Annotated in this window: 20 protein-coding genes and 4 pseudogenes; 20 read left to right on the top strand and 4 right to left on the bottom strand. The window is 69.8% G+C overall.

Annotated elements, in window-relative coordinates; translation table 11 throughout:
* Positions 1–44 precede the first annotated feature (44 nt).
* Positions 45–296, bottom strand: coding sequence for a group III truncated hemoglobin (locus MMR14E_RS18490; protein ID WP_331316267.1), 252 nt, complete (start codon positions 294–296; stop codon positions 45–47).
* Positions 297–661: 365 nt separating this feature from the next.
* Between MMR14E_RS18490 and MMR14E_RS18485 the strand changes: the two genes are divergently transcribed.
* From MMR14E_RS18485 to MMR14E_RS18460, 6 genes and pseudogenes are all read left to right on the top strand, one after another.
* Positions 662–1747: an efflux RND transporter periplasmic adaptor subunit gene (locus MMR14E_RS18485; RefSeq protein ID WP_331316265.1), complete on the top strand. Its 1086-nt coding sequence runs from the start codon at positions 662–664 to the stop codon at positions 1745–1747.
* Positions 1744–4851, top strand: a complete 3108-nt coding sequence (locus MMR14E_RS18480) for an efflux RND transporter permease subunit (RefSeq protein ID WP_331316264.1) — start codon at positions 1744–1746, stop codon at positions 4849–4851. Before MMR14E_RS18485 ends, MMR14E_RS18480 begins: the two co-directional genes overlap by 4 nt.
* A 246-nt stretch (positions 4852–5097) precedes the next feature.
* Complete coding sequence (locus MMR14E_RS18475) at positions 5098–5640, top strand: TetR/AcrR family transcriptional regulator (RefSeq protein ID WP_331316262.1); 543 nt, start codon at positions 5098–5100, stop codon at positions 5638–5640.
* Between the two features lie 465 nt (positions 5641–6105).
* Positions 6106–6313, top strand: a pseudogene (locus MMR14E_RS18470) (IS3 family transposase); the annotation flags it as partial.
* A gap of 85 nt (positions 6314–6398) precedes the next feature.
* Positions 6399–6644: pseudogene (locus MMR14E_RS18465) on the top strand (alpha/beta hydrolase); the annotation flags it as partial.
* A gap of 580 nt (positions 6645–7224) precedes the next feature.
* Positions 7225–8451 carry a transporter substrate-binding protein gene (locus MMR14E_RS18460; RefSeq protein ID WP_331316260.1) on the top strand — a complete coding sequence of 409 codons (1227 nt, stop codon included), beginning with the start codon at positions 7225–7227 and terminating at the stop codon, positions 8449–8451.
* Here MMR14E_RS18460 and MMR14E_RS18455 read toward each other — a convergent pair.
* Positions 8435–8782: a hypothetical protein gene (locus tag MMR14E_RS18455; RefSeq protein ID WP_331316259.1), complete on the bottom strand. Its 348-nt coding sequence runs from the start codon at positions 8780–8782 to the stop codon at positions 8435–8437. The two genes, MMR14E_RS18460 and MMR14E_RS18455, sit on opposite strands and share 17 nt — an antisense overlap.
* A gap of 63 nt (positions 8783–8845) precedes the next feature.
* On the opposite strand from MMR14E_RS18455, the gene urtB reads away from it, so the two are divergent.
* Genes urtB through MMR14E_RS18430 form a run of 5 tightly spaced genes read left to right on the top strand, consistent with a single transcriptional unit; the run spans position 8846 to position 13479 of the window.
* The gene (gene urtB / locus MMR14E_RS18450) at positions 8846–9997 is read left to right on the top strand and encodes an urea ABC transporter permease subunit UrtB (protein WP_331316258.1); all 1152 of its coding nucleotides are present in this window, start codon (positions 8846–8848) and stop codon (positions 9995–9997) included.
* On the top strand, positions 9994–11094 hold the full coding sequence (gene urtC / locus MMR14E_RS18445; protein WP_331316257.1) for an urea ABC transporter permease subunit UrtC: 1101 nt from the start codon (positions 9994–9996) through the stop codon (positions 11092–11094). Before urtB ends, urtC begins: the two co-directional genes overlap by 4 nt.
* Positions 11091–11801 carry an ATP-binding cassette domain-containing protein gene (locus MMR14E_RS18440; RefSeq protein WP_331316256.1) on the top strand — a complete coding sequence of 237 codons (711 nt, stop codon included), beginning with the start codon at positions 11091–11093 and terminating at the stop codon, positions 11799–11801. The genes urtC and MMR14E_RS18440 overlap by 4 nt, the downstream gene beginning before the upstream one ends.
* Entirely contained in the window at positions 11798–12511 is a 714-nt protein-coding gene (urtE, locus tag MMR14E_RS18435) for an urea ABC transporter ATP-binding subunit UrtE (protein ID WP_331316254.1), read from the top strand. Before MMR14E_RS18440 ends, urtE begins: the two co-directional genes overlap by 4 nt.
* 20 nt (positions 12512–12531) lie before the next feature.
* Complete coding sequence (locus MMR14E_RS18430; RefSeq protein WP_331316252.1) at positions 12532–13479, top strand: acetamidase/formamidase family protein; 948 nt, start codon at positions 12532–12534, stop codon at positions 13477–13479.
* A gap of 90 nt (positions 13480–13569) precedes the next feature.
* On the opposite strand, the gene MMR14E_RS18425 is transcribed toward MMR14E_RS18430, so the two are convergent.
* Positions 13570–13932: a transposase gene (locus tag MMR14E_RS18425; RefSeq protein ID WP_331316250.1), complete on the bottom strand. Its 363-nt coding sequence runs from the start codon at positions 13930–13932 to the stop codon at positions 13570–13572.
* A 912-nt stretch (positions 13933–14844) separates the two neighbouring features.
* Between MMR14E_RS18425 and MMR14E_RS18420 the strand changes: the two genes are divergently transcribed.
* The 9 genes and pseudogenes from MMR14E_RS18420 (at position 14845) to metB (ending at position 23339) form a co-directional block, all read left to right on the top strand.
* Positions 14845–16341 carry a UbiA family prenyltransferase gene (locus tag MMR14E_RS18420; protein ID WP_331316248.1) on the top strand — a complete coding sequence of 499 codons (1497 nt, stop codon included), beginning with the start codon at positions 14845–14847 and terminating at the stop codon, positions 16339–16341.
* A 1-nt stretch (position 16342) separates the two neighbouring features.
* Complete coding sequence (locus MMR14E_RS18415) at positions 16343–16747, top strand: GtrA family protein (protein ID WP_331316246.1); 405 nt, start codon at positions 16343–16345, stop codon at positions 16745–16747.
* A gap of 155 nt (positions 16748–16902) precedes the next feature.
* Positions 16903–18219, top strand: coding sequence for a glycosyltransferase family 87 protein (locus tag MMR14E_RS18410; RefSeq protein WP_331316244.1), 1317 nt, complete (start codon positions 16903–16905; stop codon positions 18217–18219).
* 475 nt (positions 18220–18694) lie between these two features.
* The gene (locus MMR14E_RS18405) at positions 18695–19240 is read left to right on the top strand and encodes a PaaI family thioesterase (RefSeq protein WP_331316243.1); all 546 of its coding nucleotides are present in this window, start codon (positions 18695–18697) and stop codon (positions 19238–19240) included.
* Positions 19225–20649 (top strand): annotated as a pseudogene (locus MMR14E_RS18400) (putative bifunctional diguanylate cyclase/phosphodiesterase); the annotation flags it as partial. The gene MMR14E_RS18405 and the pseudogene MMR14E_RS18400, both read left to right, overlap by 16 nt.
* A gap of 32 nt (positions 20650–20681) precedes the next feature.
* Positions 20682–21221 carry a BLUF domain-containing protein gene (locus MMR14E_RS18395; protein ID WP_331316239.1) on the top strand — a complete coding sequence of 180 codons (540 nt, stop codon included), beginning with the start codon at positions 20682–20684 and terminating at the stop codon, positions 21219–21221.
* Positions 21188–21520 (top strand): annotated as a pseudogene (locus tag MMR14E_RS18390) (catalase); the annotation flags it as partial. The gene MMR14E_RS18395 and the pseudogene MMR14E_RS18390, both read left to right, overlap by 34 nt.
* The gene (locus MMR14E_RS18385) at positions 21517–22119 is read left to right on the top strand and encodes a cytochrome b (RefSeq protein ID WP_331316237.1); all 603 of its coding nucleotides are present in this window, start codon (positions 21517–21519) and stop codon (positions 22117–22119) included. The pseudogene MMR14E_RS18390 and the gene MMR14E_RS18385, both read left to right, overlap by 4 nt.
* Positions 22120–22178: 59 nt before the next feature.
* A complete protein-coding gene (gene metB, locus MMR14E_RS18380; protein WP_331316235.1) occupies positions 22179–23339 on the top strand; it encodes a cystathionine gamma-synthase in 1161 nt (386 codons plus the stop codon).
* A gap of 9 nt (positions 23340–23348) precedes the next feature.
* Here the strand turns inward: metB and MMR14E_RS18375 are convergent, their stop codons facing one another.
* Positions 23349–24104 carry a hypothetical protein gene (locus MMR14E_RS18375; protein ID WP_331316233.1) on the bottom strand — a complete coding sequence of 252 codons (756 nt, stop codon included), beginning with the start codon at positions 24102–24104 and terminating at the stop codon, positions 23349–23351.
* Positions 24105–24232 lie beyond the last annotated feature (128 nt).

The following is a 24232-nucleotide window of genomic DNA, read 5'->3' as shown; positions in this document are numbered from 1 at the left end:
TCATGGATCGAATCCGAGGCGGCTGTTTCCTCGAACAGGCCGAGTTACCGCGCGAAGGTCTCGGGCTGGAGACTGCCCAGCGCGAGATGTTTGCCGAACGGATTGCCCGTGTACCGGACTGACTTGAGAGAGACCGGAGACCGGAACGCCTGAACGGTCCGCATGTGCCGCGGCCAGTCCGGGTCGGAGATCGCGGCCGCGAACACGGATCCGATCAACGCATCGCCGGGCACGCGGCTGTAGAAGGCACCGAGAAAGCGGGCGAGATCGGCTTCATCGAGCGCGGCGTCAGGCATGGTCCTGAGATGCCGGCTGTCGCCGTCGCGCGCGTCGCCCGACCCGGGCCAGCGTTGGTCTCGAACCGTACCCGAGGATGTCTCGAGCGAGCCGCACGGGCGGCGGGCTGCCGGACGCCTCCGGTCGAGAGCGGCGCGCCCGCTCGGGCCCGTGAAGCGCGCGGATCCTCACCGTCGGCGGAGTGCGAAGCCGGCCGGTCACATGAACCCGCCGGCAAACTTCCGCCAACGGCCGCACGCCGTCTGGCCGTCACCGACGCCCGCCCGCGAAGCGAGCGGCGCGGACACCATTGACCGTGCGGACACGCGATAATAAATGATGTTCGTAATTTTTACGACGACCAGCTGGCGACGGAGTTACGGCCATGGATGCGCGATGGGTGATCGGGTTCGCCGGCTTGGCGCTCGCGGCATGCTCGCCGGCCGAGACCGCCGTCACGCCGGAGCCGCCGCTGGTCCAGACCGTCGCGGTCGCGCCCGCCGCGGCGGCGGTGGCGCGCTACACCGGCGTGATCCGGGCGCGCACCGAGAGCAACCTCGGCTTCCGGGTCGGCGGCAAGATCTTCGAGCGCTTGGTCGACCCGGGCGACCACGTGCGCCTCGGCCAGCCTCTGATGCGTCTCGACCGGACCGACTTCACCCTGGCGCTCAACGCGGCCCGCGCCTCGGTCGAGGCGGCCCGCGCGCAGATGATCAAGGCCAGGGCCGACGAGGAGCGCAGCCGCAAGCTCGTCGGCGACGGCTGGACCTCGAAGCAGACCTACGACCAGAACAAGGCGGCCGCCGACGCGGCCATCGCCCAGTTCGCCAACGCCGAGGCGCAGGCGAGCCAGATCGCCAATCAGGCCGGCTATTCCGAGCTTCAGGCCGATGCCGACGGCGTCGTGATGGAGGTGCCGACCGAGCCGGGCCAAGTCGTCGCCGCCGGGCAGACGGTGGTGAAGCTCGCCCGCGACGGCGCGCGCGAGGCGGAGGTGTTCCTGCCGGAGGGGAGCCGGCAACGCGCGAAGGGCACGGCGTCGGCGACCCTCTACGCCGAGGGCGAGACCACCTACCCGGCCAAGCTCCGGGAATTGTCGGCCACGGCCGATCCGGCGACCCGCACCTACCGCGCCCGCTACATCCTGTCGGGCGGGGGCGAGACCGCGCCCCTCGGGGCGACGGTGACACTCCAGCTGACCCCTGTGCGGGCTCAGGCGCTGGCTTCGGTCTCCGTCCCCCTGGGGGCCCTGTTCGACCAGGGCGGCGGCTCGGCCGTCTGGCGCTACGACGCCGAGACCCAGACCGTCGCGGCGCAACCCGTCACCATCGCGCGCCTGTCGGAGGAGAGCGCGGAGGTCGCCTCCGGCCTGATGCCCGGTGACCGGATCGTCGCGCTCGGCGCCCATCTGCTGAAGGCCGGCGAGAAGGTCCGTCAGGCCAACGCCAGCGTCGTGGAGGCCGGCCGATGAGCGCCTCCGGTTTCAACCTCTCGGCCCTGGCGGTGCGCGAGCGCGCCGTCACGCTGTTCCTCCTGCTCGCCGTCACCGCGGCCGGGATCTTCGCCTTCGAGAAGCTCGGGCGCGCCGAGGACCCGACCTTCACGGTCAAGACCATGGCGGTCTCGGCCGCCTGGCCCGGCGCGACCACCGACGAGATGCAGCGACAGGTCGCCGACCCGCTGGAGAAGCGCCTCCAGGAACTCGCCTACTACGACCGGGTCGAGACGACCGTCCGCCCCGGCCTGATGCTGATGAAGGTCTTCTTCCGGGACAGCATGCCGCCGGCCAAGCTCCAGTCGGAATTCTACCAGGCGCGCAAGAAGCTCTCCGACCAGGCCTCCGGCCTGCCGCGCGGCGTGCTCGGGCCGCTGTTCAACGACGAGTTCTCGGACGTCTACTTCGCCCTCTACGCGCTCCAGGCCCAGGGGCTGCCGCACCGGCACCTCGTGCTCCGCGCGGAGGAGCTGCGCCAGCGGCTGCTGCGCGTGCCCGGCGTCGAGAAGATCAACACCCTCGGCGAGCAGGCGCAGAAGATCTTCGTCGAGGTGTCCTACCAGCGCCTCGCGACGCTGGGCATCACCGGCCAGCAGCTCCTGGCGGCGCTGGCCAACCAGAACGACGTGACGCCGGCCGGCTTCGTCGAGGCCGACGGCCCGCGGGTGTACCTGCGCCTCGACGGCGCCATCGACGGCCTCGACGCGATCCGCGACCTCCCGGTGGCGGTCGGCGACCGCAGCCTCAAGCTGGGCGACATCGCCGCGGTCAGACGCGGCTACGAGGACCCGAAGACCTTCGCGATCCGCAACGACGGCGCGCCGGCCCTGGTGCTGGGCCTCGTGATGAAGCCGGGCTTCAACGGACTCAGCCTGGGCGAGGCGCTGAACGCCGAGGAGGTCGCGATCCATCGCGACCTCCCGACCGGCATCACCTTCACGAAGATCACCGACCAGGCGAAGGTCATCGACGACGCCATCCACGAGTTCATGGTGAAGTTCTTCACCGCGCTCTCGGTGGTGATCTTCGTCAGCCTCGTGGCGCTGGGCTTCCGGGTCGGCGTCGTGGTGGCGCTGGCGGTGCCGCTCACCCTCTCGGCCGTGTTCGTGGTCATGATGATCACCGGCCGCGACTTCGACCGCATCACGCTCGGCGCCCTGATCATCTCGCTCGGCCTCCTCGTCGACGACGCCATCATCGCCATCGAGATGATGGTGGTGCGCATGGAGGAGGGCGCCGACCGGGTTTCGGCGGCGACCCATGCCTGGAGCGCCACGGCCGCGCCGATGCTGACCGGCACGCTCGTCACCATCGCGGGCTTCCTGCCCGTGGGCTTCGCCGCCTCCACGGCGGGCGAGTATGCCGGCAACATCTTCTGGGTGGTGGCGTTCTCGCTGATCGTCTCGTGGATCGTGGCCGTGACGTTCACGCCCTATCTCGGCGTCAAGCTCCTGCCCGACATCAAGACGGTCGCGGGCGGTCACGCCGCGATCTACGCCACACGGAACTACGAGCGCCTGCGCCGGGTCGTGCGCCTATCCGTCGATCACAAGTGGATAGCCGCCGGCATTACCGTGGCGCTATTCGCGTCGGCCGCAGCCGGCATGGGCAAGGTCGAGAAGCAGTTCTTCCCGAACTCGGAGCGTTCCGAACTCATCGTCGAGGTGACGCTGCCGACCGGCTCCGCCTTCGCGACCACCGAGGCCAGCGTCCGGAAGGTCGAGGCGGCCGTGCGCGCGCTGCCCGAGGCGGGCGAGATCACGAGCTATATCGGCCAGGGCATGCCGCGCTTCGTCCTGTCCTTCGACCCGGAGCTGCCCGATCCCGCCTTCGCGCAGATCGTCGTCCAGACCGCCGACGCCCGCGCCCGCGACGTGCTGCGCGGCAAGGTGCGCCGTCTCGTGGACGAGGGCCTCTTCCCGGAGGCACGGGTCCGGGTCCTGCAGATCGTGTTCGGGCCGCCGGTGCGCTTTCCCGTCGCCTTCCGGGTGGTCGGGCCCGACCTCAACGTCATCCGGGGCATCGCCGCGGAGGTGCGCGACGTCATGATGGCCAACCCCAACATGCGCCTCGTCCACCTCGACTGGGGCGACAGGACGCCGACCCTGCACCTCGCCCTCGACCAGGAGCGCCTGCGCCTGATCGGCCTGACCCCGAAGGAGGTCGGCCAGCAATTGCAGAGCTACCTCAACGGGACGCCGGCGACGCAGGTCCGCGAGAACCTGCGGTCCGTGGACGTGCTCCTGCGCAGCCCCGGCCCCGAGCGTCGCTCGCTCGGCGACATCGGCGACCTGACACTGGCCACGCAGGACGGCCGACAGGTGCCGCTCTCCCAGGTCGCGCATCTGGAGAGCCGCAGCGAGGACGCGGTGCTCAAGCGCTACAACCGCGAGACCTACATCCGCGTGCAGGGCGACGTGATCGACGGCAAGCAGCCGCCGGACATCCACGCGCAGATCGTTCCCGAACTCGCGGCCATCAAGGCGAAGCTGCCGGCCGGCTACCGCATCGACACGGCCGGCTCGGTGGAGGAGAGCGAGAAGGCGATGACGGCGCTGGTGACGGTCTTCCCGCTGATGCTGATCGCGACCCTCACGGTCATCATGCTGCAGGTCCGCTCGTTCACCACCATGATCATGGTGTTCGCCACCGCGCCGCTCGGCCTCGTCGGGGCAGTCCCGACGCTGCTCGTCTTCCACCAGCCCTTCGGCTTCAACGCGATCCTCGGCCTGATCGCGCTGTCGGGCATCCTGATGCGCAACACGCTGATCCTGGTGGATCAGATCCACCACGACCGCGCGGCCGGCCTGTCGGACTACGAGGCCATCGTCGAGTCGACGGTGCGGCGGGCCCGACCGGTGATCCTGACGGCCGCCGCCGCGATGCTCGCCTTCATCCCGCTCACCCACTCGGTGTTCTGGGGGGCGCTGGCCTACGTGCTGATCGGCGGCGTCGGGGTCGGGACCCTGCTGACGCTGCTGTTCCTGCCGGCGCTCTACGCCCTCTGGTTCCGGGTCAGGCGGGACGCGCGCGCGACGCAGATCGCATCCGGCCCCGTGCCCGTGCCGGCCGAGCCGTGACCTGGCATCAACCTTGGCATCAAACCCGACCGATGCCCCGCTATCGCGTGCTCGGGTCTGGGGCGCGCGGTGCATCGACCGGCTCGCGCTTCGCCCCCTCGCGCGGGCCGGTCGACAGCCCTGACCGGCGGCCGCGGCGCGACCGCGAGGCCGCCTTCCGCCGGGCCTCGAGCAACCGAGCGTCACCCGCCCTTCAATAAATGATATTGCGCATCTATGTGAGAGGACGGAGCGGAGGACGGTACGATGCCACGAGTCTCGCAGGAGCAAGCGAAGCTGAATCGCCAGCGCGTGGTCGAGGTCGCGTCGGCCTTGTTCCGGGAGCGCGGCCTGCACGGTATCGGCGTCGTCGACATCATGGCGGCCGCCGGCCTGACCCATGGCGGCTTCTACGGTCAGTTCGCCAACAAGGATGCGCTCGCCGCGGAGGCGTTCGACGCCGCGATCAGCAACGAGTATCGCGCGAACCTCGACGCCTTCATCGAGAACTACCTCTCTCTGGGGCACGTCCGGATGCCGGGAAGAGGCTGCCCCGTCGCGGCACTGGTGAACGACGTCGGGCGTGAGCCGCCCGGAAGCGCCCTGCGCGCGCGGTTCACGCAGGGAGTCAGGGGGCTCGCGGACCTCATCGCGGACAGGCTGCCCAGAGCGTCGAAGGAGCGCCGCAGGCAGCGCGCCCTGATCGCGCTGTCGACCATGGTCGGGGCTGTGGTGCTGGCACGGGGCGTCGACGACGAGGCGCTGGCCGACGAACTGCTGAAGGCGGCACGCTCGACCATCCCGGGCTGAGCCCTTCGAGGCGAGGCAAGGCTCCGGCTCTTCCACCGCCGGACATTCCATGAAGTCGAATCTTCCCTCGTAGATCCGGACAAGCGGCCGGGGCCGGCGACGGCCTGGGCCGTGGCCTGGGATTCCGATAGTGTGGAAAATGAGGGATCTTGCTGCTGAATACTTGACGAAGGATCTCGATCAGGACCCGATAAACGGATCCTCTACGAGGCCGCCCACACATGGCGCGCGCGCTTCGACGGCATGGAAGTCTCGGATGCGCGCCTCCTGAAGGCGCGCGACGAGGACGTGTCCGCCGTCAGGACGCCCGTGACAGATCAAGGGTCTTCACGAACGGAGGATGGCTGGGTTCATCGTAGGCCCAGGAGCGAAGATGAAACGGTCGTCCGGGCCGGCGGAAAGCCGACAGACGCGGCGGTCGAGGACCTTCGCCGCGCCACGCGTCGGCAGTTCTCGGCCGAGGAGAAGACCCGCATCGTGCTGGAGGGCCTGCGCGGCGAGTTGGAGGCGCGGGTCGCGGCCTTCGTCGAGCACGGCCCCCACGCTCGGTCTCGCGAGAGCCCGGGCGACCTCACTCCCGCCGACGTCTTCCGCGGTCGCGGGGGAGGCCATCCTGCAGGACCGGGCGCAAATCAAAGGCCAGACCCTCATGGGCCGCCGCTCGCGCCACCACGGCACGCTGCCTGGCGGCCACCCAGGTGGACCAGAGGCCCCGTTCCTGAGCGCCTCGAACCGTCTCACATCATCTGACGACGGACATCCATGTCTCGGCATTCGCGCCCGACGTCGGGCAATCTTTGGCGGATCTTGCCGACAGCGGTCCGGCGGCTGAAGGTGCTGCGGCGATTCATCCGGACACGAAAGGCGATCTGTCCATTGATCCCAGAGTGCTTCCGCCGGCGATCGCGGCTGATCGGCCCCCGCAGATCGTCCGTACCCCGGCGGGCCATCGGCTCCCGGTGAATCACACTGCGTTCGAGGCACCTGTCGATGTGGCCGCCTGGCGCCGATTTCATTGAAAAACTCGGGATGCGGTCGCGGCAGCGCCACGAAGAGCGCTGTCCGGAGAAGATCCTGCTGTCGGATTACACAGAACATATTGCGGAAGCGGGATCGCACAACCGCTGGGAGACAGAATCTCGCCCATGCTCCGCTTCGGATAACGCTCGAGGTGCGCCGTCCGTGTTTTTCGACAAACTCTGCCCATTCCGGACGCTCAAGCCACTCTCTGCATGCGCCGTGCGCGGACTTGCACTGACAGGCGGCGGGATCGTCATTCCGAAAGATTTCGCAACGGCCGTGGCGTCGGGATGAGTGCTCCATCCGCACTTCAGGTCGAGCATGGCGCGCGGCAACGTCTTGCCTGCGCACCGTCGTCGACCGAACGATGCGCCGAGATGAGGGTTTTCGGGGACACTACATCCGTGATGGCAATTTTGACGTTCGCGGTCGAATAGCGCCCGCGATTCACGCAAGTGCTGCCAAAATGCGCAACGCCATCGCTGGCTTGCAGCCTCTTTAGCCTTCCCGCCGCGCGGAGGTGGGCCGACAATCCGGCCGCTATCCATCGGAGCTCCGGGGTCCATGACGCATCTCACGCGGCGCAGCTTCGTTGGCACGGCAGCGTTGCTGGCGGCGCCGGCTCTCATCCGGCCCGCCTTCGCGGCTGACACCGTGAAGCTCGGCTGCCTGTTCTCGTCCTCCGGCACGATGGCCAACCTCGAGGGCCGGCTGAACCACGTGGTCCGCATGGCGGCCGACGAGATCAACGGACGCGGCGGCGTCAACGGCCGCCAGATCGAGGTGCTGACCTCCGATCCCGCCTCGGACTGGCCGCTCTACGCCCAGATCGGCCGGCAGATGCTCCAGCAGGAGAAAGTCGCGGCCCTGTTCGGCTGCTGGACCTCGGTCTCGCGCAAGTCGGTGCTGCCGGTCGTCGAGCAAAACGACGGGCTGCTGTTCTACCCCCTCCACTTCGAGGGCGACGAGAATTCCAAGAGCGTCGTCTACGTGAACTCGCCGCCCGCGAGTTCCGTGCTGCCCGCCGTCGATTACCTGATGGGGTCGGAAGGGGTCGGCGCGAAGCGGTTCTTCATGATCGGCTCGGACTACGTCTGGCCCCGCACGATCAACAAGCAGTTGAAGGGCTACTGGAAGAGCAAGGGCATCCCGGAGAGCGCGTGGCGCGAAGAGTACGTGCCCTTCGGCTTCTCGAACTTCCAGACGCTGGTGAACCAAGTCCGCAGCTTCGCGAGCCAGCCGGGCGGCCAGCCGATCGTGGTGCTCACCGTGGTCGGGTCCTCGATCCCGGATTTCCTGCGCGAGTTCGCCAATCAGGGGATCAGCGCCACCGATGTGCCGATCCTCGGCCTCGACATGGTGGAAGCGGATCTCGAGGGGCTCGATACCGCCAAGCTCGTCGGCCACCTGAATTGCTGGGCCTATCTCCAGGCCGCCAAGGGCGACCGGAACACGAAGTTTCTCGCCGATTGGGCGTCCTACGTGAAGGCCAAGAATGTCCCGTTCAGCGCCGACACGGTGATCGATCCGATGGTCTCGGCCTACGACAGCGTCCATCTCTGGGCGCGCGCCGCCGCCAAGGCCGGCTCCTTCGCGGTGCCGGAGGTGCGCAAGTCCTTCGCGGGCCTGAGCTTCGATGATCCGTCCGGCTACACGCTGACCATGACGGGCGAGAACAACTACGTGTCCCGCGGCGTCTTCATCGGCTCGGTCAACGAGAAGCGCGGCTTCGACGTCCTCTGGCAATCCCCGGACGCCCCGAAACCGGTTCCGTTCAGCCCCTATGGCTGATCCCGAACGATCCTCGGTCCGCACGCTCCTCGCGCTCGGGTGCCTGTTGATCTCGGTTCTCCCGACCGTGGCCGCCCCCTTCGACCGGAGGGCCTTCGCGGCGGATCTCTGCGGCGACGGCCCAGCGCAGATCCGTGGGACCGAGGCCCTCGTCCAGGCGGCTGGCGATCTGCCGGCGGCCGATCTCGTATTCGCCGGAGATCTCCTCAGGACGCTGGCCGAGCGCCGTCTCGCTTGCCCGGCGGAAGCCCGCGCACCGGTCCTCGGCCTTCGCCAGCGCGCCGCCGTCGAGACGGCACGCGGTACCGTCGCGCTGCTGACCGACCCGCATCCGGCCGGCCGCGCCGCCGGCCTTGCCGTCCTGGAACGGCGCATCGCCACCGTTCCGGCATCCGTGCTCGACCGCGCACGCGACGCGGAGACCGACCCTGCGCTGAAAGGCACGATCGCCGGCCTGGCCCAGGCGGCGGCCCTCTCCTCGGCCGATCCGGCCCGGCGGCGGGGGGCAATCGCGGCCGTGGCCGCAAACCCGTCCGGGGCCGCCCTGGCGCGCCTCGCGGCGCTGAAAAGCGATCCTGCCTACGTTTCCGATCCGAGCTTCCGGGCGGCCCTGGACGAGGGCCTCGCGCAGGCCTCCCGGGCAGTGACGATCGGGGGCGGTCTCGCAGTCGTCTACAATGGGTTGAGCTTCGCCAGCATCCTGTTCATGGCAGCGGCGGGTCTCGCGATCATCTTCGGGCTCATGGGCGTGATCAACCTCGCCCAGGGCGAATTCATCATGCTCGGCGCCTACGCGACCTACGGCGTGCAGGAGGTGTTCCGCCGGCTCGCCCCCGGCTTCACCGACCTCTATCTGTTCGCCGCCATCCCGGTGGCCTTCGTCGCGGTCGCAGGTGTGGGAATCGCGGTCGAGGCGCTGATCCTGCGCCATCTCTACCGACGCCCGCTGATGAGCCTCCTCGCCACCTGGGCGGTAAGCCTGTTCCTCGTGAACCTCGTGCGGATCACGGTCGGCACCCAGAACCTGCAATTCGTGATGCCGGCTTACGTCAGCGGCGGGGTCCCGCTCTACGCCGACTTCGTCATGACCTGGAACCGCCTCTTCGCCATCGGCTTCGCGGTGGCCACTCTGGCGCTGACCCTGCTGATCCTTCGCCGCACCCCGCTCGGTCTCGACATCCGCGCGGTGACCCAGAACCGCGACATGGCCGCCTGCCTCGGCCTTCCGACGCGCCGGGTCGACCGCCTCGCCTTCGGGCTGGGCTCGGGCCTGGCGGGCCTCGCCGGGGTGGCGCTCTGCCCGATCTACAGCGTCAATCCCGGCATGGGCTCCGGCTTCATCGTCGATAGCTTCATGGTCGTGGTTCTGGGCGGTGTCGGCAGTCTCGCCGGGACCGTGGTGGCGGCTCTCGGCGTCGGCGGCGCCAACGTGCTGATCGAGCCGATCTCGGGGGCGGTCGCCGCCAAGGTCATCGTCCTCGTCGGCATCATCCTGTTCCTGCAGCGCCGGCCCGAGGGTCTATTCGCGGTCAGGCGGCGGCGATGAGCGGCGCGACGCTGACTGCCGCGGCTTCGGCGGCCGGCCCAGCGCGACGCCGCGTGCGCGATCCCCTGGTCGCGGTCCTCGTTGGGCTCTGCCTCGCGGCCGCGGCAGGGCTCCTCGTCGCGCCACCCGCCCCGTACCTCGTCAACGCCCTGGGCCAGCTCGCCGCCTTCGCGATCCTCGCCGTCGCCCTCGATCTTGTCTGGGGCTATCTCGGGATCCTCAGCCTCGGGCACGGCCTGTTCTTCGCCATCGGCGGCTATGTCTGCGCCATGCATCTGCTGGCCCATGGCGTCGCGGAGACCGGCGTGCTGCCGGACTTCGTGCAGTTCATGGGCTGGAAGAGCCTGCCGGCCTACTGGGCGGGCCTCGACCAAGCCCCCTACGCCTTCGTCCTCGCTCTGGGCCTCGCCGGTTTCGTGGCCTTCGTGTTCGGGTTCGCCTCGTTCCGCTCGCGGGTCAACGGCGTCTACTTCTCGATCATCAGCCAAGCGCTCGTCTACGTCGCGATGCTGCTGATGTACCGCAACGATACCGGGCTCGGCGGCAACAACGGAATGACCGGCTTCCCGCTGCTGTTCGGCTGGCCGACGGGCTCGCCGGCCGTCGTGACCGGGCTGGCGGTCGCCGCGCTCCTGACCCTGGCGGCCGTGCTCGCGGGCACGCGGCTCCTCGTCGGCAGCGCGGTGGGGCGGCGGATGCTCGCCTGTCGCGACGACGAAACCCGGCTGCGTACCCTGGGCTACAGCACGACGCGGCTCAAGCTCGGGATCTGGTGCCTCTCGGCCATGATCGGCGCGCTGGCGGGCATCCTGTACGTGCCGCAGGTCGGCATCATCAACCCGCGGGTGCTGGCGCCCGATCTTTCGATCGAGATCGCCGTCTGGGTGGCCATCGGCGGCCTCGGGCGGCTCGGCGGGGCGGTGATCGGCGCGGTCCTCGTCAACGGCCTGAAGTTCTGGCTGAGCGCCGCGATGCCGGAGGCATGGCCCTTCATCCTGTCGGGGCTGGTGCTGCTCGTCGTGCTGGTCCTGCCGAACGGGCTGCTCGACCTCGTCGGATGGCGCCTGCGCCCCAGCTGGCTGCGGGCAACCCGATGAGCGCCCTCGTCGTGGATGCCCTGACGGTCGCCTTCGGCCGCTTCACCGCGCTCGATCACGTCTCCCTCGCGGTCGATCCCGGCGAGGTGCGGGCCGTGATCGGCCCGAACGGCGCCGGCAAGACCACGCTGCTCGACGTCATCTCGGGCGTCACCAAGCCGGTCTCCGGCCGGGTGATGCTCGGCGACGATATCGACCTGACGAAGCGCTCGGAGGCCGAGATCGCCCGGGCCGGCGTGCGGCGGAAGTTCCAGAAGCCCAGCGTCTTCCCGGCGCTCACCGTGCGCGAGAACCTCGAGATCGGCTGCGGTCCTGCCCTCCGCCCCCGCGACCGGCCGGCGCGCATCGCCACCGTCCTCGGAGAGATCGCCCTCGCGCCACGGGCCGACGTGCCGGCCGGCAGCCTCGCGCATGGCGAGAAGCAATGGCTGGAGATCGGCATGGTGCTGGCCGCCGAGCCCGCGCTTCTCCTGCTCGACGAGCCCGTGGCGGGGCTTTCCGATTCGGAGACCGCCCAGACCGCCGCGCTCATCCGGGGCTTGCGCCGGCCGGACCGGGCGATCCTCGTGATCGAGCACGACATGGCTTTCGTCGAGGCCATCGCCGACCGGGTGACGGTGCTGCACGAGGGCCGCACGCTCTACGAAGGCAGCATGCAGGGCGCCCGGGAGGATGCCCGCGTGATCGAGGTTTTCCTCGGCCGATGACGCACGTCACCGCACCCGCACGCCTCGCCATCGAGGGGCTCGATCAGCATTACGGCAGCGCGCAGGTGCTGCGCGGGGTCGGCATCGCGGTCGAGCCGGGGGCGTGCCTAGCCGTGCTCGGCCGCAATGGCGCCGGTAAGACCACGCTCTTGCGCTGCCTCACCGGCCTGATCCCGGTGAGCCGGGGTCGGGTCGCCCTCGACGACGTGGAGCTGACGCGCCTGTCCGCGGACCGGCGCGCCCGGGCAGGGCTCGCCTACGTGCCGCAGGGGCGCGAGATCTTTCCCGACCTGACCGTCGCCGAAAACCTGCGCGTGGCGGCTCGTGCCCACGGCCTCGAACGGACCGACGCGGTCGACGAGGCGGTCGCCCTGTTCCCGGCGCTTCGCGGGCTGTGGCAGCGTCCGGGGGGCAATCTCTCGGGCGGCCAGCAGCAGCAGCTCGCCATCGCCAGGGCGCTCGCGACGCGGCCTCGCGCCCTTCTGCTCGACGAGCCGACGGAGGGCATCCAGCCCTCCGTCGTCGCTGCCATCGAGACGGTGATCGCCGGGCTCAAGGGTCGGATCACCGTGCTGCTCGTGGAGCAGTATCTCGATTTCGCGCTGCGGGTCGCCGACGCCGTGGTGGTTCTGTCCCGGGGCAGCGTCGTCGCGCGCGGCGAACCCGCGACGCTGAACCACGAGACCCTCACCCGTCACATCGCGGTCTGACGAACAGCCCAGGAGATCCCGTGCCCGCCCATCACGAAATCCCCGCCACCCCCGAGACCATGGTGCTCGGCTATTTCGACGCCGCCCTACCACCCGTGCTGACGGTCGAGTCCGGCGACACCGTCACCCTTCACTCGCACCCGGCCGGAGGGCGCGAGTCGCTCCATCCCGACCCGGCCCGGGTGCCGGCCGACCTGCTCCACGCCCTGGAGACGCTGAAGCCCGGCGGGGGCCCGCATTTCGTGACTGGGCCGGTCCATGTGACCGGCGCCGAGCCGGGCGACATGTTGCAGGTCGACATCCTCGACCTGAAGTTCCGCCTGGACTGGGGCTTCGTGTCGATCCTGCCGCTGCTCGGCACCCTGCCGGACGAGTTCACCGACTACGAGACGATCCACGCCGACATCGACACCGCCCGTGGGATCTGCCGTTTGCCCTGGGGGACGGAGCTGCCCCTGGACCCGTTCTTCGGCATCCTGGGCACCGCCCCACCCGCCGTCTGGGGCCGTGTCGGCTCGCCGGTGCCGCGCGCCTTCGGCGGCAACATGGACAACAAGGAGATGCGAGTCGGCACGAGCCTGTATCTGCCGGTCTTCAACCGAGGCGGCGGCTTCTACGCGGGCGACGGGCATGGCGTGCAGGGCGACGGCGAGGTCTGCATCACGGCCCTGGAAACGGGGCTGACCGGCACGTTCCGGCTCACCGTACGCAAGGACATCCCGGGCGCATGGCCCTTCGCCGAGACCCCCACCGACCTGATGTCGATCGGCCTTCACGAGAGCCTGGACGAGGCCATGCGGCAAGCCGTGCGGGAGATGGTTCGCCTGGTCTGCGCCCGCACCGGTCTCACCCGCAATCAAGCCTACATGCTGTGCTCGCTCGCCGGGAACTTGCGGATTACCCAGACGGTGGACGGCAACAAGGGCGTGCACATGCTGATGCCCAAGACGGCCCTCTCCGGGACGTGACGCCATCGGGCGCGCCCTCCCGGCAACGGTCGGGGCGCGTTCCCATGCAGGTTCCCGCCGGTACAGTGACGCGCGAACCCGGTAACGCCCCTAGGTGGCGGTTCGCACGAAGGCGAAGCGGCCGATGCAGGTCTCGCCACCACGATAATGGGGCCTCTGGCGCGAGGCTGTGCGCGGGGAGATGCCAGGGCGGGCCGCCTCGCCTCGCCACGGTTGAACCGTCATCGCCGCGCGCAAGCGCTGCACCTCGGCCCGCAGGGCGACGTTCTCCTGCTCGACCCGGTCGAGCCGGGCCACGCCTGCAGGCTTGAGCCCACCGAGGCGGCGTCGCCACCGATAGAAGGTGCCGACTGAGATACCGGCGCTCGCGCAGATCGCGACGATCGGTACGCCGCCCGCGGCCTCGTCCAGAAGAAGGGCGATCTCCTCATCCGTATGCAGGGATCGGCTCATCGAGGATCTCCGAGTGCGTCAGACGTGGTGGGTCCGTTCGATCAGCCACGGGCAAGAAGCAGACCGAGGGTCGGCGCTCGACCGCGCGACGGAGTGTTCGCGATCCGGATGACCGGGGGCGGCCATGCCGGCACCGTGACGGCTTACACGTCGATAAGACGTTTCATGGATCGGACTTTCCGTGATCAGCCTCCGGGCGACCGCCTGGAGCCCGGCCTCACACCTCTCGAGAGCGGCCGATCTATCCACTCTCGATAGAGGTTTGCGACGTATATCTGCTGTGACGCGACTGATCTCAGTCCCAATGACTGACTCGGGTCGACGGGGGAGCGCCCGCCTCTCGTCCGAACAATGTCCGGAGCAACCCAGCCACCGACCGGCAGATTACGTCGCGTCGGATCACCGGCCTGAGCCGGACCGGACATTCGAGGCCGCAAGCCGGGATCTTCGAGGCAGCAGGCCGAGATCTTCGAGGCGGAGAGGAAGGCTTCAGCAACGCCGGGAACTCGATGTCGGGAGCGCGCGATGGCGAAGATTCAGGCGCGCTATCGAACGGTCGCCGATGGCTTCCCATGCGCTGCGGCATCCGCCCGATCGACAGCTGCCGCGACCGTTATCAGTCGCGCGCCGGCTCATCCGAGCCGAAGGCCGGTGAACCGCTTCGGCGCCGCGCGGTCCGGACGCGCTCGTCGCGTCGAGACACCGTGCTTGAGTCCGCCCCGCGCCCGCGTGTTCTCGATCGGCGACGCGATCGGAAATATCCCGCCGGTCGTGCGCACGGCCGGCACCGCCCCCTTCAGGGATTGGACCTGCTTTTATGGGTACATAACGGTTTTCATATACCTCGAAAGAACAAATTCTTCGCCGCGACCGGAGCCGTGACGATAGCGACCGAGCTTCGGAGTCGGTCGAATGCTGACGGCGCAAATCGATCCAGGAAACACAGCGGTCCCGGCGGCGGAGCCGACGGCCTCGGCATCGTACAACGTTCCATTGGTCCTCGACCTCGACGGAACACTCCTGCGCGCGGATGTCCTCCACGAGAAGGCCATCGCTCTCGTCCGTGCAGACCCCCTGAACATCGTCAAGATCGCGTACTGGGCCTTCGGGGGGCGCGCCCACCTCAAGCGGCGGATGGCTCAGAATGCGACGCTGGACGTCGAGACATTGCCGGTCAACGCGGAGTTGATCGAATTCGCGCAGACCGAGGCCGACGGCGGCCGGCCTGTCCATATGTCGACGGCGACCGACAACGTGACGGCTGCCCAGATTGCCAGGCGGTTCCCGTTCATAACGACCGTCATCGCCAGCGACGGGACGACGAATCTGAAGGGGCACGCCAAGGCGGCGGAGTTGGCGCGCCGCTTTCCCTTGGGTTTCGACTACGCTGGCGACAGCCGAGCCGATCTGCCCGTGTGGCACGCTGCCCGACAGGCCATCGTGGTCGGAGCGTCCGCGCGGGTCGAGAGAGCCGCGGGCGCGGCCGCCAACGTGATCGGCATCTTCCGACGCCCGTCCTATGTCGGCCCGCTGATCGAGAGCATGCGGCCCCACCAATGGGCGAAGAACGCGTTGATCCTCGTCCCGGCCATCCTCGCGGGGCGCATTTTCGATGCTGGCGCGATCTGGCAGCTGATCGTGAGCTTCATGGCCCTGAGCCTGATTGCCTCGGCGACGTATATTCTCAACGATATCTGGGACGTTGCCGACGATCGCCGGCACTGGTCCAAACGGAACCGTCCGCTCGCCAGCGGTCGGTTGCCGATGGCCTACGGCTTGGCCGCGGTCCCGATCGGTCTCGCCGCGGGCTTTCTTCTCGGTGCGGTGGCCGGGCCGAAGGTCGTCCTGATGCTGGCCTGCTACACGGTCCTGACCCTGTTCTACTCGTTCTACGTCAAGCGCGTCGTCCTGCTCGATGCTTTGACGCTGGCCTTCCTCTTCACGCTCCGCATGGCGGTCGGCACCGTCGCCGTCGCGGCCAAGGCCTCGCCGTGGCTGTTCGTGTTCTCCATCTTCCTGTTCACCTCGCTGGCACTCGCCAAGCGCCACACCGAGATCGCGCGCGCCATCGAGCGCGGCACGGCCCGGATCAACGGACGCGGCTATGTCGCGGCGGATTTGCCGCTCGTGCTCGCGGCGGGTGTGGCAGCAGGCACGTCAGCGCTTCTGATCTTGGTATTCTACATCATCAACGACGCGTTTCAGCAGACGTTCTACGGCGATGTGGCGTGGCTGTGGGGCTTTCCGGTGGCGCTCTCGATCATCGTCGGGCGGATCTGGGTCGCTTGCCAGCGCGGAGAACTCCAGGACGATCCCGTCGTCTTCGCTCTGACGGACAGACTCGCGCTCGCGGCGGGGAGTGGGCTCTCGGTCTGCTTCGCGCTGGCCTGGGCGGGTATCGCGTCCTGAGATGCGGCGTCTCGACCACCTCGACCGGCGCGTTCGGTTCCTGTTCGCCGGCGGCTTCGCCGCCGGTGTCAGCTGGCTCGCACGCTTCCTGTTCAGTACCGTGATGCCGTACGCGGCGGCCGTCGCGGCGGCCACCGCGACCGGCATGGTCATCGGCTTCATCGCCTATCGGAGCCTGGTCTTCCCGGATTCCCGCCGTCCGCTCCTCGCACAGCTCTGCGGCTTTCTGGTCGTGAACCTCATCGGAGGCGCGGTGACGGTCGCGGTGGCCACCTTCACGTGCGATCAGATACTCTCGCCTCTGGGCCTCGGCGCCGCCGCACCGGCCTCGCACGCGATCGGCATAGCGGCCGGTGCGGTCGCCAATTATCTCGGCCATAAATCGATCACCTTCAGAACCGCCTGATCATTCCCGGGCCGTTCTCCCTGTCTGTACTGTCGTCTTGAAAAAAACGTCCGGATACGATTGGACTGGAACGAGCAATGCTCAGAACGCGCAGCGCATCAACCGCGATCGGGGCCGCTTCGGACGCCCGCGACGGGACTGTGCGGGGAGAACGCGTGGCCTCGCTCCTGGGCCTGGCACTGACAATCGTCGGGATCGCGGCGGCCTTACTGACGATCGCGAAGCGGCCCGGCTGGCCGGTCTCGGCGGATCTCGACATATACCTCGATGCCGCGAAGTTGTTCGTGCAGGGGCAGAGCCCGTATATCCTCGACGCGGATCGGGATCCCTTCGCGTATCCCCCGTTCCTCGCCGGCCTCGTGGGTCTGATTGGCCAGGGTATCGGCTACGGTAAGCTCTGGATCTTCTGGCCGTGCTTGAGCATCGGGCTCTTGGCCGGCTGCGTTCTGCTGTTGCGCCGCTTCGGGCGCATCATGCCAGACGGGTGGCTTCTGCTCGCGACCGGCGTACTGCTGTGCAGCCGCGCGATCCGCTCGGACCTGTTTCACGGGCAGATCAACATCCTTCTGCTCTTCGTCCTCCTGCTCGGACTGCGGTCGTTCCTGAATCGAGCCACCGTTCGGGGATCGGCCGCCTGGGCATTCGTGATCGTCTGCAAGCCGTTCATGGGCGTGCTGGTCTTCTATCTGCTGTTCCGGCGCGGATGGCGGGCGGCGGTCATGACGGCAGGGATCGCGGCCGTCCTCTTCCTCGGGCCGTTCCTGATGATCGGCAGCCCGTTGGCGGCGGTCAGAGGATGGGTCGCGGCATCGACCTTCTACACGACCCTGCCGGCAGGGGCCCGGCCCGATCATCAGTCACTGCCCGCCCTCGCCAAACGCCTGTTCGCCGAGAATCCGTTCAGCGTTCCATGGATCGACGCACCCGTCCTGGCCCAGGCGGTCAGCGTTCTCGCTGCCATCGCGGCCGTGACGGTCTTCCTCGCCGCCATAGCGATGGACCGGGGCCGCGCGGAGGCCGCCGACGACACCACGGATACCGGGAGGCCTCTGGCCGAGGTCGGCCTCACCGTCGGCCTCGCGCTGAGTTGCGGGCCGCTCTTGGAGGGCGATCACCTCATCCTGATCTGGCCGGCCTTGTACGGGTCAGTCCTGTGCGCGCAACGCGCGGCAGCCAAATCACGCATCGAGCGAGGACGCTGGATAAGTGCTGCGGCGGCATGGTGTGCTGTCTTCTGGATATTCACGCTGCCCGTCATCGTGCCTTTCGTCGTATCGCCGACCTGGCCGGTACTCGAAGGCGCGCGAATTCTCCTGAGCGGCCGGAACGGCATCATGGTGCTGGTCGCTTGCCTCTTCACGGCGTCCGCATTGAGAGCGAGCGCCGCGAGCCGCATCGACGCGCTCGAAGGACACCGCGCTCCTCAAGGCAGCCGTCTCCAGTCCCTCGGCACCTCTTCCTCCCGCATCTGACGCCACGATCGCGACAATCACCGCGGACGGGCCCTGTCGCGTCGGGACAGGCGCGCATCCACACACGGCGATGAGGCTGGACGGCCGGCTCCGCGCTCCAGGCCCCGTCGTCGGGAGGGGTCTCGAAGTCGACTGCCGACCGCTTCGAGGCTTCCGGCAGTCGGTATCGGCTCAGCTCGGACGGCCAGGACACCGGGCCTCGTGGACGGTCGGCGCCGTCATTCGTGAGCACACCGGTGGCAGGCGCGTCGCCGGCCCGGGGGAGACCCTGCGCGGCGAAGGCGGCCCGGGCCGCGCACCCGGACCCGGCGAGGGAGACCGCCTCGATGGGCCCGGCGCCTCCGCGTCGGAGCGCGCGCCCGAGGCCCGCGCTTTAAGATTGTGATCTGCATTTATATAGATTATTGTCGACATCGATAACGGGTCGAACGCGAGGCCTTGCCCTCGTCCCCTCCCCTCCTGAGAAGGCTCGTCGATGGCCGGCGATGTGGCTCCACGATCACCCGAGCCTTCGCGGCGTAGGGTCGTCGAATGGGCAGATCCCCGCTCCGTTGCCGCGGCGGGACGAGCCCTCGCGGGGATCGACTTCCTGCGGGCGCTCGTGGCGGGCGAGATCCCGCCGCCGCCCGCGATCCAGCTGCTCGGCATCGCGTTCGTCTCGGTCGATCCTGGCACGGCCCGGATGTGCATGCCGGCCGCGGAGTACCTCTTCAACCCGCTGGGTTCGGTCCACGGCGGCTCCCTCGCCACGCTGCTCGACAGCGTGATGGGCTGCGCCGTGCACTCGACCCTGCCGGTGGGACGCGCCTACACGACGCTGGAGTTCAAGCTGAATTTCATGCGCGCGGCCACCGAGAGTTCCGGTCAGCTGACCGCGGTCGGGCAGGTCGTCCACGCCGGTCGGCAGCAGGCCGTGGCGGAAGGACGCCTCAGCGACGAGGCCGGCCGCCTCGTCGCGACCGCGAGCACGACCTGCCTCCTGTTCGATCTGCCCGGGGTGAGGACGCCGTCCGCCGGCTGACCGCGCGGGCGGACGGCGCCCGCGTGCCCACGGTCCAGGTCGAGCTCCACCCCCTCGCGGAGGGCGGCTGGGTGGTCGCGCTGGAGGATGTCAGCACCCGCAAGGCCACCGAGGCCCGGGCCGACGCGATGGCGCGGCTCGACCCGCTCACCGGCCTGCCGAACCGCCTGCTCCTGCGCGAGCGCCTCGCCGAGGCGCTCGCCCGCCTCGCGCGCACCGGCGAGAGCTGCGCCCTGCTGCTCATCGACCTCGACCGGTTCAAGCCGGTCAACGACACCCTCGGCCACCCGGTCGGGGACGCGCTGCTGGCGACGGTCGCCGACCGCCTGCGCTCGACGGTGCGGGACACCGACACGGTGGCGCGGATCGGGGGCGACGAGTTCGTCATCCTGCAGGCCGGGATCCGCGACGCGGCCGGCACGCAGGCCCTCGCCCGCCGCGTCGTCGACCTGATCGGCCGGACCTACATGGTGGAGGGCCATCTCCTGACGATCGGCGCCAGCGTCGGCGTGGCGCTCGCTCCCGCGGACGGCGCCGATGCCGAACGGCTCCTGAAGAACGCCGACCTCGCCCTCTACCGGGCCAAGCTCGACGGCCGCGGCACCTACCGGTTCTTCGAGCCGGAGATGGACGCGCGCATGCAGGCGCGCCGGACGCTCGAGCTCGACATGCGCCAGGCGCTGGCCCGCCGGGAATTCCAGCTGCACTACCAGCCGCAGATGCAGCTCGCGAGCGGCACGCTGATCGGCTGCGAGGCCCTGATCCGGTGGCGCCATCCCGACCGCGGGCTGGTCTCGCCCCTCGACTTCATCCCGCTGGCCGAGGAGATCGGGCTCATCGTCCCGATCGGCGAGTGGGTCGTCCGCCAGGCCTGCCGGGACGCCATGTCCTGGCCGGATCCGATGTCGGTGGCGGTCAACGTCTCGCCCGCGCAGTTCAAGAGCGACCGGCTCGTGGAGACGATCATCTCGGCCCTGGCGGGTTCGGGGCTGCCGCCCCGGCGGCTCGAGGTCGAGATCACCGAGGGCGTGCTGCTGCAGGAGAACGACCGGACGCTCCAGACCCTGCACCGGCTGCGGGAGCTCGGCGTGCGCGTCTCCATGGACGATTTCGGCACCGGCTACTCCTCGCTCAGCTACCTGCGCTCGTTCCCCTTCGACAAGATCAAGATCGACCGGTCCTTTGTGAAGGACCTGACCAGCAAGCCGGACGGCGAGGCGATCATCCGGGCCATCGCGGGGCTGGGGAAGAGCCTCGGCATGACCACCGTCGCCGAGGGCGTCGAGACGTCGGAGCAGATGCAGCGCATCCGCCTGGAGGGCTGCACCGACGTGCAGGGCTACCTGATCAGCAAGCCCGTTCCCGCCGAGGACCTGCGCCAGGTCTTCGCCGCCTTCCCGCAGGCCTGACTCCCCGCCCCTCCCCTCCCGGACGCGAAGCCATGAGCGACCTCTACCGCCTCGTCTACGCCAGCAAGAACCTGCTCCAGGGGCCGGAGGCGATGGCCGCGGTCCGGCAGATCCTGGACGCGTCCCGGCGGAACAACGCCGCGCTGGACGTGACCGGCGCCCTGATGTTCAACGCGGGCGCCTTCGCGCAGGTGCTGGAGGGCCCGCGGCGGGGCGTCGAGGCGACCTTCGAGCGGATCCAGCGCGACCTGCGGCACGACGACGTCACGGTCCTGCAATGCGGCCCGGCCGAGAGCCGCGGCTTCGCGAACTGGTCGATGGCGTTCGTGGGCGCGTCGCGCAGCGGTCAGGCGCTCTTCAGCGGCCTCGGGACCGAGAGCGGGTTCGACCTCGCGCGGCTCGACGGCGACCGGGTCTTCACCATGCTGCACGGCCTCGTGCTCGAGGAGGAGGGATACCCGGCCGCGGAGGGCGCCGCCGCGGGACCCGTCCGCGCGGAGATCGAGCCCGGGCCGCGCGCGGCGCCCGGGCTGGACNGCAGCTCGCGCAGGGCCCGCGCCGCTGGCACCTGATCGTCACGCTCGGCCAGGCCGGCGACCCCACCGCCGACGCGACGCGGCCCTGGCCCGCCGACCGCGAGACCGTCGATGTCGGCACCCTCACCCTCACGGCGGCGGCGCCGGAGGCCGCCGCCACCTGCCGCGACATCAACTTCGATCCGCTGGTGCTGCCGGACGGCATCGCGCCGAGCGACGACCCGCTGCTGAGCGCCCGGTCGGCGGCCTACGCCCAGTCCGTCACCCGCCGCGCCGGCGAGGCCAAGACGCCGAGCGCCGTCACCGGCGCCGCGATCCACGGAGCCGCCCTGTGACCGAGCCCGACCGCTTCAACCGGCCCGCGCGCCTGCTCCACTGGACCATGGCGGCGCTGATCCTGGCCATGCTGCTGATCGGCGTCGCCATGGTGACCTCCCTCGCCGATTACGGCACCCTCGTCGCCCTGCACCGGCCGCTCGGGATCCTGATCCTGGTCCTCGCCGGGTTCCGGCTCGCCAATCGCTGGCGCCACGCGCCGCCGCCGCTGCCGACGGATCTTCCGGGCTGGCAGAAGCGCGCCGCCCACGGCTCGCACATCCTGCTCTACGGCCTCACGCTGGCCATGCCGCTCATCGGCTGGGCGATGCTGTCGGCGGCGCGCTATCCCGTCATCCTCGCCGGCCCGGTGGTCCTGCCGCCGATCCTGCCGCAGGACCCGGCGCTGTACGCGGTCCTGCGCCGGCTCCACACCGCGCTGGCCTACGGACTGTTCGCCGTGATCCTCGCGCATCTCGCGGCGGCGCTGCTACACGCGCTGATCCGCCAGGACGGGGTCTTCGCCAGCATGGCACCCTGGCGGTCGACGCGGTCCGGGACCGCCGCGCCGCCGCGGCGGCGCTCTCGTTCTCTTGAAAGTCTGATCCGTTCTCCATAAAGAACGCTCGCCCGGTCCGGTCGGACCGGGCGAGCGGTCACGGCGTGGAGGACGCGGCGATGTCAGAGGGATTAGCGGCCCGTACCGTAGCGGCGGCCAACGGCGTGGCCCAGGACGCGGCCTTCGGCGCGGTGATCGCGCCGATCCACCTGTCGACGACCTTCAAGTTCCCGGCCTTCGAGCAGCCCGGCCCCTACGATTACTCGCGCCTGGGCAACCCGACCCGGGACGCGCTGGCCGACACGATCGCCAAGCTCGAGGGCGGCGCCCGCGCCGTCCTGGTGGCGAGCGGCATGGCGGCCCTCGACCTCGCCCTGTCGAGCCTGCGGCCCGGCGATCTCCTGGTCGCGCCGCACGATTGCTACGGCGGAACCCACCGCCTGCTCAGCTTCCGCGCGGAGCGGGGCCATTACCGCGTCGCCTTCGTCGACCAGACCGATCCGGACGCGCTGGCGGCGGCCCTGGCGCAGGGGCCGAAGGTCGTGCTGCTCGAGACGCCGAGCAACCCGCTGATGCGCGTGGTCGATGTCCGGCGGATCACCGCGGCCGCGAAGGCGGCCGGCGCGCTGGCAGTGGTGGACAACACCTTCCTGTCGCCCGCCCTGCAGCAGCCGATCGCCCTCGGGGCGGACCTCGTCGTCCACTCCACCACCAAGTTCCTGAACGGCCATTCCGACGTGATCGGCGGGGCCGTGATCGCCGCCGACAAGGCGATGGGCGAGGACCTCGCCGCCTGGGCGAACACGATCGGCGTGACCGGCTCGCCCCTCGACGCCTACCTGACGCTCCGGGGCCTGCGCACCCTGTTCGTCCGGGTGGAGCAGCAGCAGCGCAACGCCGCCGCCCTGGCGGCCTTCCTCGACGCCCATCCGGCGGTGGCCCGGGTGCACTATCCGGGCCTGCCCACGCATCCGGGGCACGCCCTGGCCAAGGCCCAGCAGGCGGGTTTCGGGGCGATGCTGAGCTTCGAGCTGGCCGGCGGCCGCGACGCGGTGAGAACCTTCGTGGAGGCCCTGCGGGTGTTCACGCTGGCCGAGTCGCTCGGCGGCGTCGAGAGCCTGATCGCCCACCCGCCGACCATGACGCACGCGGCCATGGACCCGGAGGCGCGGGCCATCGCGGGCATCACCGACGGGCTGCTGCGCCTGTCGGTCGGCCTGGAGGCGGAGGCCGACCTGCTGGCCGACCTGTCGCGGGCCTTCAAGGCCCTGGACGGTTGAGCCGGCCGGTCACTCCTCCTCGACCACGCTGAACCCGGACTCGTCCTCGACCACCCGGAAACGGGCGAGCTGCACGGTCCGGGAGCGCTCGGCCGCCTCGTCGCGGCACTTGTCGACATGAGCGGCGCGGTTGACCACCTGCAGGTTCGGCGCGCCCCAGTAGCCGAGGAGCTCCGGCCAGGGCGCGTCGCGGTGCTCCCGCCAGACCCGGTAGAGCGGCAGCAGGTGGTCGACCTCGGCCGTCCTCAGCAGGCGCTTGCCGGTGGTGGTGCAGCGGTGGCGCTGGCGCAGCTTGAGCGCCCGGACCTGGGCGTGGGGCGCGATCCAGAATTTCCAGGCCGCCACACAGGCCGCGTGCCAGCCGGCATTGGTGTTGGGCGCGCCGCGCGCCCAGAGATCCCGGTGCCAGCCGAACCGGTAGACCGGCTGGCCGCAGATGCAGCAGGCCCCGCGGCCGCGGGCGAAGGCCGGATCGCGGAACGGCGCGGGCGGCGTGCGGAAGCTCCCGGCCCGCCCCTCTACGCCGATCTGCCAGGCCCAGCCCTCCGGCGTGCCGGAGCGGGCCGCCAGCGCCCGGGCGAGCCGGTCGGCCCGGAGGATGTGGTTGCGCCAGTAGCTCTCGACGGCGAGCCGCGGCGTCGGCGGGATCAGGGGCCGCGCGAGGGCGTGCTGCAGGACCGGCGCCGGGAAGATCGCCGGCAGGGCCTTCTCCAGCCGTTTCCGGGCCTGCACGTTGCGGAGGGTGCGCCAGCTCGATGTCGTCATGCCGGACCGGTGGTACCCCGGCCGTCGCGGCGCCGCGACGGCGCCGGTGCAACAGCTCGCCGGTCCCGCGCGGTCGCCGCTCAGGGTTAAGAAAATGTTTCCCGTGAAACATCGCGCCGCCCGACGGG

This window comes from Methylobacterium mesophilicum (assembly GCF_036441335.1).
GTDB lineage: Bacteria > Pseudomonadota > Alphaproteobacteria > Rhizobiales > Beijerinckiaceae > Methylobacterium > Methylobacterium mesophilicum_B.
This window is presented reverse-complemented; position numbering and strand designations above follow the sequence as displayed.